This is a genomic window from uncultured Corynebacterium sp. (assembly GCF_947253065.1).
Classification (GTDB): Bacteria; Actinomycetota; Actinomycetes; order Mycobacteriales; family Mycobacteriaceae; genus Corynebacterium.
Genome location: NZ_CAMXWS010000006.1, coordinates 22,850 through 37,425, shown reverse-complemented (window position 1 = coordinate 37,425; position 14,576 = coordinate 22,850). Strand labels below are relative to the sequence as shown.

The 14,576-nt window shown below is 59.0% G+C and carries 15 protein-coding genes; 8 read left to right on the top strand and 7 right to left on the bottom strand.

Translation table 11 applies throughout. The annotated features are described in order from the left end of the window. The first annotated feature begins 124 nt into the window (after nt 1-124). Complete coding sequence (locus tag Q0X21_RS02765) at nt 125-790, top strand: heme oxygenase (biliverdin-producing) (RefSeq protein WP_297850214.1); 666 nt, start codon at nt 125-127, stop codon at nt 788-790. Here the strand turns inward: Q0X21_RS02765 and Q0X21_RS02760 are convergent. Continuing rightward, nucleotides 787-1,242 carry a hypothetical protein gene (locus Q0X21_RS02760; RefSeq protein WP_297850213.1) on the bottom strand — a complete coding sequence of 152 codons (456 nt, stop codon included), beginning with the start codon at nt 1,240-1,242 and terminating at the stop codon, nt 787-789. The genes Q0X21_RS02765 and Q0X21_RS02760 overlap by 4 nt on opposite strands. Nucleotides 1,243-1,334: 92 nt before the next feature. Here Q0X21_RS02760 and Q0X21_RS02755 point away from each other — a divergent pair, with 92 nt between their 5' ends. The 7 genes from Q0X21_RS02755 to Q0X21_RS02725 all read left to right on the top strand — a co-directional run bounded on the left by Q0X21_RS02755 (nt 1,335) and on the right by Q0X21_RS02725 (nt 8,833). Further along, nucleotides 1,335-3,311, top strand: a complete 1,977-nt coding sequence (locus Q0X21_RS02755) for an HtaA domain-containing protein (RefSeq protein ID WP_297850212.1) — start codon at nt 1,335-1,337, stop codon at nt 3,309-3,311. A 63-nt stretch (nt 3,312-3,374) separates the two neighbouring features. Continuing rightward, nucleotides 3,375-4,403, top strand: coding sequence for a hemin ABC transporter substrate-binding protein (locus tag Q0X21_RS02750; protein WP_297850251.1), 1,029 nt, complete (start codon nt 3,375-3,377; stop codon nt 4,401-4,403). After that, nucleotides 4,403-5,467, top strand: a complete 1,065-nt coding sequence (locus Q0X21_RS02745; protein ID WP_297850211.1) for an iron ABC transporter permease — start codon at nt 4,403-4,405, stop codon at nt 5,465-5,467. Before Q0X21_RS02750 ends, Q0X21_RS02745 begins: the two co-directional genes overlap by 1 nt. Next, nucleotides 5,464-6,273 carry a heme ABC transporter ATP-binding protein gene (locus Q0X21_RS02740; protein ID WP_297850210.1) on the top strand — a complete coding sequence of 270 codons (810 nt, stop codon included), beginning with the start codon at nt 5,464-5,466 and terminating at the stop codon, nt 6,271-6,273. The genes Q0X21_RS02745 and Q0X21_RS02740 overlap by 4 nt, the downstream gene beginning before the upstream one ends. A 109-nt stretch (nt 6,274-6,382) precedes the next feature. Continuing rightward, nucleotides 6,383-7,171: an HtaA domain-containing protein gene (locus Q0X21_RS02735; RefSeq protein ID WP_297850209.1), complete on the top strand. Its 789-nt coding sequence runs from the start codon at nt 6,383-6,385 to the stop codon at nt 7,169-7,171. Between the two features lie 98 nt (nt 7,172-7,269). After that, nucleotides 7,270-8,163 carry an HtaA domain-containing protein gene (locus tag Q0X21_RS02730; RefSeq protein ID WP_297850208.1) on the top strand — a complete coding sequence of 298 codons (894 nt, stop codon included), beginning with the start codon at nt 7,270-7,272 and terminating at the stop codon, nt 8,161-8,163. Between the two features lie 112 nt (nt 8,164-8,275). Continuing rightward, nucleotides 8,276-8,833, top strand: coding sequence for a DNA-3-methyladenine glycosylase (locus Q0X21_RS02725; protein WP_297850207.1), 558 nt, complete (start codon nt 8,276-8,278; stop codon nt 8,831-8,833). Nucleotides 8,834-8,836: 3 nt separating this feature from the next. Here Q0X21_RS02725 and ppk2 read toward each other — a convergent pair whose 3' ends face one another. The 6 genes from ppk2 to Q0X21_RS02700 all read right to left on the bottom strand — a co-directional run bounded on the left by ppk2 (nt 8,837) and on the right by Q0X21_RS02700 (nt 14,563). Beyond that, nucleotides 8,837-9,703: a polyphosphate kinase 2 gene (gene ppk2, locus Q0X21_RS02720; RefSeq protein WP_297850206.1), complete on the bottom strand. Its 867-nt coding sequence runs from the start codon at nt 9,701-9,703 to the stop codon at nt 8,837-8,839. Nucleotides 9,704-9,725: 22 nt separating this feature from the next. Beyond that, complete coding sequence (locus Q0X21_RS02715; RefSeq protein WP_297850204.1) at nt 9,726-10,049, bottom strand: putative quinol monooxygenase; 324 nt, start codon at nt 10,047-10,049, stop codon at nt 9,726-9,728. A 28-nt stretch (nt 10,050-10,077) separates the two neighbouring features. Then, the gene (locus tag Q0X21_RS02710) at nt 10,078-12,096 is read right to left on the bottom strand and encodes a neutral/alkaline non-lysosomal ceramidase N-terminal domain-containing protein (protein ID WP_297850202.1); all 2,019 of its coding nucleotides are present in this window, start codon (nt 12,094-12,096) and stop codon (nt 10,078-10,080) included. Nucleotides 12,097-12,170: 74 nt separating this feature from the next. Further along, nucleotides 12,171-13,970 (bottom strand): ABC-F family ATP-binding cassette domain-containing protein, encoded by a 1,800-nt coding sequence (locus tag Q0X21_RS02705; protein WP_297850201.1) that lies wholly within the window; start codon nt 13,968-13,970, stop codon nt 12,171-12,173. 12 nt (nt 13,971-13,982) lie between these two features. Next, nucleotides 13,983-14,336: a type II toxin-antitoxin system PemK/MazF family toxin gene (locus Q0X21_RS10340; RefSeq protein ID WP_367172658.1), complete on the bottom strand. Its 354-nt coding sequence runs from the start codon at nt 14,334-14,336 to the stop codon at nt 13,983-13,985. Continuing rightward, the gene (locus Q0X21_RS02700) at nt 14,333-14,563 is read right to left on the bottom strand and encodes a hypothetical protein (RefSeq protein ID WP_297850199.1); all 231 of its coding nucleotides are present in this window, start codon (nt 14,561-14,563) and stop codon (nt 14,333-14,335) included. Before Q0X21_RS02700 ends, Q0X21_RS10340 begins: the two co-directional genes overlap by 4 nt. Nucleotides 14,564-14,576: the final 13 nt, after the last annotated feature.

Genomic DNA, 14,576 nt, shown 5'->3' with positions numbered 1-14,576 from the left:
GTGCTAAACCTTTCGGTTGAATTTTCCGCCCTCCTGCGCTCGAAGCTTGCTTATTAGGTAAGCCTTACTGTAGTTAAGTTAGGGAACCCTAAATTGCATCACAGACATCTACAGGAGGAACGCGGTGACCGCTGCCACCACTTCTATTTCCGAGACCCTCAAGACTCAGACCGCCGCTGCGCACACTGAGGCCGAGACCACCGCCTTCATGGCTAGCCTTGCCAAAGGGGAGCTCTCCCGCCAGGACGCAGTCAACCTCACCGCACAGTACTACTTCATCTACTCCGCCCTCGAAGAGGCCGCCCGCCGCGGCCGTGAGACTAGCGACGCCGTCGCTTCCATTGCCGACGCCCGCCTCGAGCGCGTCCCCGCTCTCGAGCAGGACCTCGCCTCCATGATCGGACCGAACTGGCGCGAAGAAATCGAGCCGCTTCCAGCCACCCGTGGTTACATTGCGAAACTCGAGAACCTCTCCCCCGAAGACGCTCCAGCCATCATCGCGCACCACTACGTCCGCTACCTCGGCGACATCGCTGGCGGCCAGGTCATCGCACGCACGCTCGCCAACCACTACGGCTTCACCGAGGAGGCGCTGACGTTCTACGACTTCTCCGCCGTGGGCAAGATCCCACCGTTCCGCGCCGCCTACAAGCAGGCCCTCGACGAGCTCTCCTTCAACGAGGCCGAGCGCGCTACCCTCGTCGACCACGCCAAGCAGGCCTTCACGCTCAACAGTGCCGTCTTCGCCGACCTCGCCGGCATCAGCCCAGTTCTGGTGAAGCAGCTCTAGCGGTCCACGATGAGCAGCGCCGCCATGACAATCGCGGCGCTGACCCCCGCCGCGATCACGCCGCCGGTGAGCGCGTAACCATTCGGAAAGAAGAACAGGATCGTCCCCACAACCACCATGACGCAGAACCAGGCAACACCCAGAACGATGCCCGCTCCGGTCCGGTTATGGTCCTCGATCCATTCGTACTCCGGGTGCTTCTCCCTCTCCGCCCGGCGGGCTTTGCGGTCCGGCATCTGGGACATGGCCACAATCACCACGAGGAGCCCCACGGCCCCTACCAGCGTGACAACCGTGTTGCCGGCGGCCCCACCGAAAGCGAGGACCGCCGTGGCCAATGTGACCGCACCGCGTTCCCAGGCCTCAAACTTCAACCGTCTAGACGGGTCCTTCACCGGATCGTCATGAACTCGGCTGAACGTCTGGGTCACGCCGTAAGGATTCGCGTTCACAATCAACCTTTCGCTTGATCTTTTGGGAATCTAAGGTTAGCCTACCCTTGGTCAACGCACAAACTTGAAGCCCATACCCGAAGGAAAACTCCATGGTCAAGAACAAAATCGTAGCCCTTTTTGCCGCGTCCTCCATTTCGGTTCTTGGAGCCGGCGCACCAGCGTTGGTATTCGGGTTCGGGCCTGCTCCGCTGGCTCAGGCACAGACCGACACCACCGCAGCCACTACCAGTCACCGGGCCGTGTATTCCGGTCAGATGAAGTGGGGCGTGAAGGAATCTTTCCGCAACTACATCACGGGGAACATCGCCAAAGGCAGCATCCGCGGCACCGCACCGCTTTCCGGTGGACAGTTCACGTTTACCGCCAAGCAGTCCAGCATGAGCGGAAAGGCCTCCGGTGTCATCGCGTTTGACGGTGAGGTGCAGTTCGTCGGCCACAACGACATCCTCAACCTCACCCTCAAGAACATCCGTCTAAAGGTCAAGGGAAACCAGGCACAGGTGTACGCGGACGCGTACGGGCGAGAGTTCATCGACACGAAGACAAAGGGCAACTTCAAGGACTGGAAGAACGTGCCCTTGGCCACGATGACCTTGACATCCGCACCCGACTTCACGCAAGACACCGTGCGCATCCAAAGCGCCCCCAACCAATCCGTGCTGCCCAACAATCCTCAAGCCCTCGAGGTATTCGGTAAAACGTTCTACAAACCCGGCGCACCCATGGACGGCATCGACGTCGAAGTTTCTCTCCGCGACGAATCGGGCCCCGCCCCCTCTCTCGGACTCGGGAGCGAAGGCGCAGGCGCAGGATCGGGTTCCGGGGACCGCGGCGCTACCCGCTCCAACGCAACTGAAGGTCCCGCCTATCTCCTGGGCACTGTGAACGACACCCTTGTTGAGATCAACGGCCTCATGGTGAACACCGACAATGTGCTCACCAACGCAGAAAAGCTGGCAAACCGCCGCGGCGGAAATTCTGGAACGACGGGTGCCGGCACTTCAGGCGGCACCTCGCCGACACTCACAGCGTCCGAGGTATCCCCGGTCGGCGTCGGCCAGAACCAATCTAAGCTGACGGCCTCACAGAGCACCAGCAACGCCCCTGTCGGCGGCGGCACCGCGGCGGCGACTCCGCGGAACTCCACAGTCAACTCTGGCTCTGGCGGTGCCGCAGCTGCTCCGGCTACCGCAGGCGGCGGGTCCGGCGCAGTCTGCGCTGACAATGGATCCCGCGGCGTGCAGAACGCTCAAGCTGCCTGGGGTGTGCGACAGTCTTTCCGGAACTACATTCGCGGCACCATTGCCAAGGGCAATTGGCAGCTGTCCAAGGTTAGCGATTCAAACGGCACCTTCCAGTGGTCCGGAAACCAAGGTGCCGTCAACGTGCAGAACAAATCTGGTTCGATTCTCTTCCCGGGGGCGACTCGTTTTACCGGACACGATGGAATCCTCGACACACGATTCTCCAACTTGGAAATCCAATTCTCCGGGAATTCCGGGAAACTCATTGTCAACGCCACGTCCAACGACACAGAGGGCAACCCGCATGATTACGGCCGCGTTGCCTTGGCGGACTTGGCATTCAGCGATTTGAACGTGTCCGAGGGTTCGGCATCAGGTACCGCGACCGCAACACTCACTGCGGTCGGCGCTGAAGCTTTCGCCCATTTCTACCCAGTCGGCGATGCCCTCGATCCGATCTCTTTCACTGCCACCCTCGGCGGCAAGCCCAACTGTGCTCAAGGCCAAGGCGACTCTGTTTCGGCATCCGCAACCGGCCAAGGAGGCTCAGCCGATCAGGCTGCGGCGCTACGAGGTGGAAGCGGCACCAACGGCACCGCAGGCACTCTGGACTCCGATACAGCGGACAGCGTCTTCAACGAGGTTGAGGGCGTGGATAGCGTGAGCGAGTCCAAGGGCACCGGAGAGAGCCAGTTCCAAATCAAGAACTCCAAAGAGGATGGGTTCACGTGGGACGACTCGGCCATCGCCCAGATGCTGACCATCCTCGCTTCCTTCGTGACCGCGGGTGGTGTACTCACCCACTTTGTCACTCGAAACTAGACTTTTGGCCGAAAAATCCAAAGAAGGATCCTCCCAGTGAAGAGAACCCTCCTCGGCGCCTGCATGGCTGCCACCCTCGTGTTCGCTACCGGATGCGCCTCGTGGGACAACCCCACCCAGTCGCAGACGCAAGATCTCGCAGACTCACTGCAGGCGGGGCAGGACCCGCACGGGAAATCTGGTGTTGCGGAGGTTAGCAACCTCGGCGAAGTCGAGCCCATCACTTCCGCCCCGAAGCCAGCTCTGCCCGTCGAGCTGACGGATGCGGACGGCCACGATGTTGTCGTCGAAGACACTTCCCGCATTCTCGCGCTCGATCTGTACGGCACATACTCGAAGACTTTGCGGGGTCTGGGATTCACCGACAATATCGTCGGCCGCACGGTCAGTTCCACCGAAGAGTCGCTCAGTCAAGTACCGGTGGTTACTGAAGGCGGCCACACCCTCAACCCTGAAGCAGTGCTCAACCTGAAGCCAACGCTTGTCATCGTCGACCACTCGATCGGCCCACAGGAAGCCATCGACCAGATCCGCGCAGCAGGCGTGACCACTGTCGTCATGCAACCGAAGCGCCAGTTAGACTCCATCGGGCAGGACATCCGCGATCTCGCAGCTGTAATGGGAGTACCCAGCATCGGCGAACAACTCGCTGAGCGCACAGAAAAAGAGCTCGAAGAGGCAAAGGCCGCCATCGCTGAAGTTCTTCCGGCCGAGCCGCTGCGCATGTCTTTCCTTTATGCACGAGGAACGGGTGGCGTGTTCTACCTACTCGGGAGCGAGAACCACACGCAGGACTTGATTTCGGCCCTTGGCGGGGTGGACGTGAACACGGAAAACGGTATCGGCGCACCTTCTCCAGCCAGCCCAGAGGCGCTCGCGGAGGTCAATCCAGAATTGTTCGTCATGATGTCCGGCGGCCTCGAATCGACCGGTGAGATCGAAGGCCTTCTCCAGCGCCCCGGTGTCGCGCAAACTCAGGCCGGACAGAACAAGCGAGTCCTCACACTTCCCGACGGCGACTCCCTCGCTTACGGGCCGCAGACTCCTGAACTGCTACTGCGCGCTGCGCATGCACTTTACGGTGAGGGGTAATGGGAGGCAGCACAATCGTTGAAAAGCGTGCGAACGATACATTTCGTAAACGGGAAACGCGTCGCATCGCGATCTATGTCATCACCACTGCGCTGCTCGCTGTGACGAGTACTGCATCCGTAATCGTCGGGCAATACGACCTGTCTGTGCGCGAGCTCTGGCCGATTCTGATCGCCGGGCCGATGAATGCGACCGATCTCGACTCTTCGGTGATCTGGCAGATCCGTCTCCCCCGTCTCGCCCTCGGGCTCTTCGTCGGCGCGGCGCTCGGTTTAGCCGGAGCACTCATGCAAGCGGTGTTTTCCAACCCCTTGGCTGAGCCATCAATCATCGGCGTAACCAGTGGCGCAGGCGTAGGCGCAGCCGTCGCGATCGTCTTCGGTGGCGGTCTTTTCGGCACGTGGGCCGTGCCGCTTTTCGCATTCATCGCTGGTGTCCTCACCACCGCGGTTGTTTACCAGCTCGCCCGCATGGACGGGAAGGTTCAAGTGATCAACCTCGTTCTGGTGGGCATCGCCGCCAACGCAATTGCTGGCGCGGCAATTTCAATGCTCGTGTTCCTCGCGCCCACAACCGCACGCGAGCAGATCATCTTCTGGCAAATGGGCACTCTCGCGGGCGCGAACTGGGAGCACACAGGCATCGTCGCCATTATTGTGACCATAACGGCGGTGCTTGCGGTCATGCTCGGTCGAAAACTCGATTTGCTTGCACTCGGTGACACGGCGGCCGCACACGTTGGTTTGAACGTGCCACGGTTGCGGATTGCGGCACTCTTCTTATCCACACTGCTCACCGCAGCCGCCGTCTCCTTCGCCGGCCTCATAGCTTTCGTGGGTTTGATCATCCCCCACATCATCCGCACCATAGCCGGCCCCTCCAACCGCGTCCTTCTGCCAGCTTCAGCCCTTGGCGGTGCGCTACTGATCGCAGGTTCAGACATCCTTTCCCGCACGCTCATCCCCTTCGCGGATTTGCCTATCGGCATCTTCACCGCTCTCATTGGCGGGCCCACGTTCTTCTTCCTACTGCGCCAGATGATCCGGAAACGGAGAGCATTGTGACAGTAACTGCATCCGGCATCAATGTTGCCCGCAGCGGCACCAGCATCCTGGAGGATGTCTCAATCGAAGCCCCCGCCGGGAAAATTACCGCGGTCATCGGCCCCAACGGAGCAGGCAAGTCGACTCTCTTATCTGCGATCGCGGGCGATGAGCAACCGGCGTCAGGCACTGTTTCCCTAAGCGGTGTCGACGTTTTCAACGCGACCAAGCTCGAACTCGCCCAGACCCGTTCCGTCATGTTGCAGGACATTTCGGTCGCCTTTTCATTTCTCGTGCGCGACGTCGTAGAAATGGGCCGCACTCCATGGACAAAGCAGTCCACCCGCGAACACGACCGAGTTGTGGTCGACGCGGCTCTCAATGTCGCCGGTGTGGCGCATCTGCAAGACCGAGATGTGACCACCTTGTCCGGCGGTGAACGCGCCCGTGTCGCTTTCGCACGGATCCTCGCTCAGCAAACACCGATTGTCTTCCTCGACGAGCCCACCGCAGCGATGGACATACGCTTCCAGCAGCGCACCCTCGGCACGGTGCGTCAACTAGCCCAGGCTGGCCGCACCGTCGTCGTCGTCCTCCATGACCTACAAGCCGCCGCCGCGTACTGCGACCACTTCGTGTGCTTGAGCCACGGCACAGTTTCCGCCACCGGAAACCTAGACGAGGTCTACACCGACGAGGTGCTCTCCCGAGTTTACGACTGGCCCATCCACGTCGAACGCACGGAACGCGGCGTTTACGTCCGGCCGGAGAAGGAGGAGCGTATCGACGCCGACACCTCGACGCTCTTCGACATCAAATGGCAGTGAATCCCTTTGGGCTCCTCCCCCAAAAGGTGTAATCAACAACCAAAGGTTGCTTAGGTTAGGCAATCCTTAGTATGCTTTCGTGGACCCCAAGCATACCGAAAGGATCTCCATGAACTTCTCCAAATCTCTGGCAACCGCCACCACCGCGGCAGTCGCCGCAACTGCATTGATCATCCCCTCCGCTGCTGCACAGACTGTTCCAGCTGTCGAATCCGGCACCATGGACTGGAAGCTCAAAGAGAGCTTCCTGAGCTACATCGCGAAGCCCTTTGCGAAGGGCGAAATCCACGTGAAGGATGGTGCCAAGAAGGTTCCCGCTGAAGGCAAGACTGAGAGTTTCAACCTTCCGGTGGACGCAGCGAAGACAACGCTCGATGCCCAAGGCAACGGCACGATCGCTCTCGACGGCGCCATCCAGTTCCTTGCACACCCGGGGCTCGGCGAGAACGGCGGCTGGGGCTTGGACCTGACCTACAATGACTTGAAAGTGAAGGTGACCGGCACCAAGGCTGAGTTCATCGCAGACTACAAGATCTTCGGCAGTCTTCCGGGCTCTGGCGCACCAAGTAAACCGACGGGCGATGACGTTGTCATTGCGGAATACGAACTGCCTCAGGCAGTGACTCCAGAGGAGAACTCAACCGTCAAGGTGACTTCCAAGGAAGGCCGCTTGAAGCAGGGTGGTTACGATTCGCTCCTAGCATACAGCGAGGACTACAAACCGGAAGCCGACCCGTTCACGATCGAGCTTAAATTCAAGGACAAGGAAAACCCAGGCAAGGAAGGATCGAGCCTGAGCACCGGAGGCATCATCGGCATCGTCGGTGCGATCCTCGCCCTGCTCGGTGGTATCGGCGCTTTTGTCGGCCCGAAGCTGTTCCCGCAGTTCTTCCGCTAAACCGTCAACCTTCCAACCCGAGTAAACCCCCGTTCGGCGAATCCGCCGCGCGGGGGTCAACCTCTTTCAACCGCAACACAATCAATTGAGTGAGAAACATGATCCCAACCCATCATCGAATTTCGTACGCACTGGCTGCCACGGTTCTGATCGGCACCACTGTGGCCCCGTTTTCTCAGGCCGAAGAGGCACCCCGGCCGACTGGCACAGTGAGTTGGCCGATTAAGGCAACTTTCCTCAACTATGTGCAAGGTCCCATTGCCCGTGGAGTGATCACCGCTGACAACGGCGCGAAGAAGAAAACCAATTCTTCTGGCTCAACCATAGGCTTCGATTTGCCCGTCAACCCAGCCGGCATCACTTTGGACGAGCAGGGCAACGGAACGATTGAACTCGATGGCGCGCTGACGTTCCTCGGGCACAAGGACCACTACAAGGAGGGTGAATGGGGTCTCAACCTCACCTATTCCGACATGAAGGTCGAGATCGTAGACACCACAGCCAAGTTCGTTGCGGACTACGTGGTTGTGGGCGGTCTTCCCGGGTCCGATCCGGATCAGCGTTCAGAGGCTGATGACGCTGTCATCGCAACCTACACCCTCCCCCAAAAGATCACTCCCGGAAAGAACTACAAGGCCACGACTTCAAGAGGCAAACTCGCCGACGGCGGTGTCGCATCTCTTCTCGCGTACGAGCTAGGCAAGGAAATCGAGCCAATTGCACTTGATCTTAAGTACAGCGACTCTGGCGATCCTGCGCCCGCTCAAGACTCTAGTGCGGACACCGAAAAGAGCAGCAAGCCCAGCATCGACTGGAAAAACCTCTCCTCCACCGACGACGATTCTCTCCTGGCTAAACTGACCAACGGTGTCGCTGTCTTACTTGGCATCGCCGGCATCGTTATGGCGGTCGGCGCGTTGATCCAAGGATTTGCGGACATCTTCAATATCCACCCGCCGGAGATCAAGCTCCCTCCTCTGCCGAAGTTCTAAATCCGAGGGCCACCCCCTGCCCTCCCCCAAGCGCAAGGCTCCAGCCCCTGTGCTCTCGGCGGAATCATCCACTGGCTACTCACCAGCGGACTTTTCCGCTAGAAGTTGAGGAATGATCGATTTTTCAGCCCCCGCCAATGTGGTCGCCCCGCAGCTGCTTGGCTGCACCATCACGCACAACGGAGTGACCATCCGCCTCACCGAGGTCGAGGCATACCTGGGAACAGAAGACGAGGCCGCCCACACATACCGCGGGAAAACAAAGCGCAATGCCGCCATGTTCGGCCCACCGGGACGGCTCTACATTTATTTGTCCTACGGGATTCACCTCAACGGCAATATCGTGTGCGCACCCGAAGGCACTGGCCAGGGCTGCCTCATGCGCGGCGGGGAAATCATTGCGGGAGAAGATCTCGCCAGACAGCGTCGACAAGCAAATGGCAAGATCATCCCGTACGAAAACCTCGCACGCGGCCCTGGAAACCTCGGTCGCGCACTCGGCTTTTCGCTAGAAGATAACGGCACCCCGATCGTGCTTGCACCACGCGAAGCCGAACCTGAATGGGTCGCTGGCCCGCGCATCGGTATCAGCAAGAACAAGGGCGCGCCCTACCGTTTCTGGATTCCCAGAAATAAAACGGTGAGCACGCCCCGTGGCTATCCGAAGTAATTACTACTTCTTCTTTTTATTCTTCTTATCCTTGGACTGCTTGCCTTGCTTTCCCTTCTCCAGCTTGGCAGCCACATCCGGAACATAACGGAACTCTTCGCGCGGCGGGCGATCGTAATCGTCCGACTCCGGACGCTCCGGAACCTCCGGCAGATCCGGCTCGATGTGCTCGTACGCGATCGTGGACAGCAGGTGCGCAATCACGTTGATGCGCGAACGCTTCTTGTCCTCAGATTCGACTGTGTACCACGGAGCATTCGGAATGTCAGTGTGGATGAACATCTCGTCCTTCGCGCGGGAGTAATCCTCCCACTTCGTGATGGACTCCAGGTCCATCGGCGAGAGCTTCCACTGACGCAGTGGATCATTACGGCGGGACTGGAAGCGTGCGTGCTGCTCCTCATCAGAGACGGAGAACCAGTACTTGCGCAGGTGAATCCCGTCCTCCACCAGGAGACGCTCAAAGATCGGCGCCTGGTGCAGGAAGCGACGGTATTCCTCCGTGGTGCAAAAGCCCATGACGCGTTCCACGCCAGCGCGGTTGTACCAGGAGCGGTCAAAGATGACGATCTCTCCAGCAGCAGGCAGCTTTTCGACGTAACGCTGGAAGTACCACTGCGTCTGCTCACGCTCGGTCGGCTTCGGCAGTGCCTCAATGCGGCACACACGCGGATTCAGGTACTGGGTGATGCGCTTGATCGCAGAGCCCTTACCTGCCGCATCGCGGCCTTCCATGACAATGACAATGCGTGCGCCAGTGGCTACAACCCACTGCTGCATCTTCACCAATTCAGCCTGGAGGCGGAGCAGCTCCTCCTCGTAGGCCTTCTTGGACAGCTTCGGCGGCTTGTTTGTGCTCTCAGTGCTCATACTTATAAAGGTAATACGCCAGCTACTGGACCTTGAATTCAGCCATTTCGTCCCACTCGGTTTTGCCTTCAATAAGGGTGTTGATGATCTCGGGGGTCTCCTCCAAGATCTGCGGGAACAGCTCCTGCGCGGCCTTGAAGTGGTCAGAGTTCACGTGGGCCTCAGCAGCATCGTCCTTGAAGGCCTCAACAAGGATGTACTCGCGCGGATCATCCGTGTTGCGGTACCACTCGAAGAAGAGGTTGCCCTCTTCTGCACGAGATGCCTCCGTGAACTCAGCAATGAGCTCACGGAAGTTCTCGGTGTTCTCAGGCAGGGGACGGAAACGTACGTTGATCAAAATCATGAGCCCCAGTGTACGAGCATCGCGCCTGCTACACGACGCTCACTTCTGCACTGCCCTCAATCACGCTCAACTTGCCGCTGATGTCCCTCGCTTTTCCTTCCACCTTCACGGTGTACGTCCCCGGACTGATCCCTTCGGTGTTCCAGGAGATTCGTGCATTGGTCACTGCTGCTGTCTTCACGAATTCGATGATCGTGTTCGAATCAAAGTCATCAGCAACGATCTCACCTGCCGCATTCGTGATGGTGTGGTAGCCCACGCCGCGGCGCAGATCCGAATTCGGATTCGCAAAAGCAAAGGTCACCGAAGCGGTATCCCCTGCCTTGACCTGCCGGGTTGCGGTGATCACATCACCGAATTTTTGGCCGAATGCTGGACGGTCTGTCATCGGTTTACCAATCAAGGATTCTGGGATCAGCCCGGTCAGATCGCCGGCAGGTTCTCCCGAATCAAGCGGCTTATTATCGCGCAGCGAACGAGCGAGCTCATCGTAGACCTGCGTCATCGCGCACAACTGGTGACGGCCGAAGATGGTGGCGCCACCCTCGTAGTCCTGGTTGTCGTATTCCTCTGGGGTCGTCACGTAGTGGGCGTACCCGCTGGTGTAGCCCTGGCAAACAACTGTCTCCAAAGGAACATCGAGGATCTCCGCGACGTGCTTGCGCATGCGGTAGCCCGCCATGGAGGTCGGCTCCATGGAGTTCGTGATGATGGTCAGACCCGCAATCTGCGTCACCGAATACATCACCACCTGCTGGATCATGCCGTCGATATACCCGAGCGGCAGCAGCATTTCCTTATTGCCATGGATTTCATTCCAGCTATCCGGAACGGTCACATTATTCAGAGCTTTCACCCACGGGGTGCCACCGCGCTCCCCTTCATTGAAGATCGGTACTTCCAAACCACCGCCATCTTCCTGGCTTGAAGCGGCGAATGCGGCACCCAGAATCGCCGGGCCAGTCTTTTGCTCAGTGCCATCAGGAGTGAATTCACCCTTGATGGTGATATCCCGCATATCCACCCACTTGTGGCGGTTGCGCACGCGATTCTCGCCACTGATATCCACCAACTGTCCTTCGGTCGCAGCAATCTGACGATCACCAAGGATCTGTGCGGACTTGGCCTCATCCTCATACCCGGGACCGGATTTCGGCTTCAGCCCAGCGTTTGGGGTGACATCGCCCTGTGGTGCGGCTGCGAAAGCGGCGATGAACGGTGGATTCTCTGCATCACGGTGAATGGTTCCACGCTCTTTTTCCATGCGCCAGGAGGACCAGCCTTTATGGTCGCCGTCGATAAGCGTGTGCTTGTGCCCAAAGCTCGTCGCGTGCAGGCCGTACCAGTTGATCAGGCCGACGTCCTGGCCGCCGCGACTGACAAACAGCGTGAGGCTTTCCGGGTTGACACCATTTGGGAATTGCTGCGTCTCCTCTGCCGGGTTGCGCGAAAAGGCCTGGAATGAACGGTTCGCTCCCGCGTCCTTGACTTCACCGCGCACGAGACGCAGGTTCGACGGTTGCTTATCAGCGTGCGCACGCTCAATAGCTTGAACGATTCCCGCAACGGTCGCTTCGAAGGTGACCGGACGGAAACCCATCGTGGTCAGGTCCACCATCAAGTGGCCTGAAGTGCCACCGGGTCCGACGTGGGTGTGCGTAGCGGTGATGAACACATTCGACTCGTCATATTTACCGCCGAACATTCCACGCAGACGCCGAAGTACCTCGAGCTGGATGGACTGGAACATGAGCCCCATCTCAGCGATGACAAGGACGGTGCTCTCCCCGCCGTCGTCTTCGAAGATGAAAGCGCGGGCGAACTGACGGAACCGAATACCGGTGGTGGACTGTTCCATGACCGCGTACCCGTTCATGCCCGCGCCAAGCGGCTCACCCGTCATGTCAGCCATACCGCGGCCGACGGTGAGGAGCGCTTCCTGGCCATGCGCTCGTGGCACACCCATCGCTGCGGTGGCTGCAACCAGGCTTGCTCCCGCAAGAAATGTGCGGCGCTTGAAACTAAAACCGTTTGTGACAGAGCTCACTAAATTCCCCATGGCGGAAAGCGTACAGAGAACTCTGCTTTATTTTTGGCTTTTGAAATATTTTCTAAGAGAATCTAATTTTCTAGCTGTTCACCGAGGTCCAGCCACTCCATTTCAAGCTCCTCGCGTTGGGCACGAAGCTCCGCCACCTGGCCGGTTTTTACGCCGATCGCCTCAAAATCTGGATTGTCCCCACTCGACATTTCGGTGATTTCCGCTTCGAGAGCCGCCGCCTGTTCATGGAGCTTTTCCATTTTCCGGTCGAGCGATTTCATTTTCTTCATCAGCTCGCGGCGCTCTTGCCCACTGAGACCGTCTGCGGGTTTCTCCTTCGGCGCGGTGTCGCCGAGATCCAGCACGCCGGACTCACTCGACATCGACTTCCTACGCTCCAAGTACTGCTCGATCCCGCCGGGCAGATTAGTCAGGGCGCCGTCCCCGAAGAGCGCATAGGTGACATCGGCAATGCGCTCAATCAAGTAGCGGTCGTGCGAGATCACCACGAGGGTTCCCGGCCACGAATCGAGCAGGTTTTCCAGCTCTTGGAGGGTGTCGATGTCAAGGTCGTTCGTCGGCTCGTCGAGAAGCAAGACATTCGGCTCGCTCATGAGCACGCGCGTCAATTGCAGCCTGCGTCGTTCGCCGCCAGACAAGTCGCCGACGGGCGTGCGCTGTTGCTTTGGACTGAAACCAAGGCGCTCCGCTAGCTGCGATGCCGACATCTCCTTTTTGCCCAGCGTGATGTACGTGGCCACGTCCTCCACCGCATCGATCACGCGACGCGATGGATCCAGGTCATCTAACTCTTGGCGCAACCATCCGATCTTCGTGGTCTGACCTTCGATGCGACGCCCCGCAGCAAGTTCGTAATCCCCCGCAATCGTCCGCAGCAGCGTCGTCTTGCCGGAGCCGTTCACACCGACCAGGCCAATGCGCTCACCTGGCGCCAACCGCCACGTCAGGTGATCCACAAGGGTGCGCCCATCCGGGGCATCAATACGCGCATCCTCCAACTCGACCACCACGCGGCCTTGGCGCTGCTTGGAAAACGCCATAAGCTCCACTGTGTCGCGCGGGGCAGGGACATCAGCGATCAACGCCTCCGCTGCCTCAATGCGATAGCGAGGCTTCGAGGTACGCGCGGGGGCACCGCGACGCAGCCACGCGAGTTCTTTACGCGCAAGATTCTGACGACGCTGCTCGATCGCATCTGCCTGACGGGCACGCTCCGCACGGGCGAACGTCCAGTCGTTATAGCCGCCCTCATAAACATCGACCTTGCCGTCGTGAACCTCCCACGTCAGCGTAGCCACGGTGTCCAGAAACCAGCGGTCGTGCGTGACCACCACGATGGCCAGCTTCCGCTTCAACAGGTGATCAGCAAGCCATTGGACACCCTCTACATCCAGGTGGTTCGTCGGTTCGTCGAGCACGATCAGGTCCAAGTCCCGCACCAGTGCCGCTGCCAGGTTCACCCGGCGACGCTCACCACCGGACAAGCTGCCCACCGGTGTATCCAGGCCGAGTTCAGCAACACCTGTACCAGCGAGCACCTCACGAACCTTGGCATTCGACGCCCACTCAAAAACCTCAAGCCCGAGTGGCTCGACGACTGCTTGCCCCACCGTCATCTCATCCGGCAGAGTAAACCGCTGTGTAACCACCGCCATTCGCAGGTCATTTGTGTGCGACACACGCCCTTCATCCGGCGGCTCAATCCCAGTGAGCACCTCCAACAGCGTCGTCTTACCGCCACCATTAAGACCCACCACGCCAATCCGATCTTCAGATTGAACGCCAAGGGAGACCTTGTCCAACAGGGTCTTCAAACCCCATGACTTGGACACATTTTCCAGATTGATCAGGTTCGCCATGATGTGGCCATTCTAAGCACGAGCAGGATCTGCAATGAATGCCCGCACCCACCACAGCATTTCACTCAGACACTCTTTACTCACCCGGCCGTTGCCACGCTGGATTCTTTCGCGCGCAATTGTCCGGATTTGTTCCGTCATAGCCCAGCTCGCCTTAGGCAAAACCCTCCCAGGTTCGAGCCGAATATGGCTTTCCCACCCACGGTCAGACGAGGTTACAGGAACAACCGAAACCAAGGTCGGTACTGCCTGCAGATGATTCCGTGAGGAGACAACAACGCAAGGCCTTGTCCCCGCTTGTTCATTTCCCTCAATTGGGGCCAGGTTCACCCAGACAAGATCACCGGGCTCCAATCTCCCAGTCACCAGCCGTAGGCTCCGTCCCAGTCCGAAACCTCACGCATATATTCCGCCATTTCTTCCGGCGGGGTATTTCTCACTTGGGAGCGCAGTTTGCGCATGCGGATTTCTTCACGGTAAACCCCGAGCATCTCTTCAATAATGCTCGGCATGCTTTCGCCCCGTTGCGTCGCTAGCGCCTTGATTTCATCACGCAAACCAACGGAGACTTTGATCGTTGTTTGCTCAGCCATACCGAAAGTATAC

Coding starts and splice junctions, on each gene's coding strand:
- Q0X21_RS02730 (WP_297850208.1), top strand. CDS start 7,270: ATGATCCCAACCCATCATCGAATTTCGTACGCACTGGCTGCCACGGTT.
- Q0X21_RS02750 (WP_297850251.1), top strand. CDS start 3,375: ATGGCTGCCACCCTCGTGTTCGCTACCGGATGCGCCTCGTGGGACAAC.
- Q0X21_RS02755 (WP_297850212.1), top strand. CDS start 1,335: ATGGTCAAGAACAAAATCGTAGCCCTTTTTGCCGCGTCCTCCATTTCG.
- Q0X21_RS02700 (WP_297850199.1), bottom strand. CDS start 14,563: ATGGCTGAGCAAACAACGATCAAAGTCTCCGTTGGTTTGCGTGATGAA.
- Q0X21_RS02725 (WP_297850207.1), top strand. CDS start 8,276: ATGATCGATTTTTCAGCCCCCGCCAATGTGGTCGCCCCGCAGCTGCTT.
- Q0X21_RS02715 (WP_297850204.1), bottom strand. CDS start 10,049: ATGATTTTGATCAACGTACGTTTCCGTCCCCTGCCTGAGAACACCGAG.
- Q0X21_RS02705 (WP_297850201.1), bottom strand. CDS start 13,970: ATGGCGAACCTGATCAATCTGGAAAATGTGTCCAAGTCATGGGGTTTG.
- Q0X21_RS02745 (WP_297850211.1), top strand. CDS start 4,403: ATGGGAGGCAGCACAATCGTTGAAAAGCGTGCGAACGATACATTTCGT.
- Q0X21_RS02735 (WP_297850209.1), top strand. CDS start 6,383: ATGAACTTCTCCAAATCTCTGGCAACCGCCACCACCGCGGCAGTCGCC.
- ppk2 (WP_297850206.1), bottom strand. CDS start 9,703: ATGAGCACTGAGAGCACAAACAAGCCGCCGAAGCTGTCCAAGAAGGCC.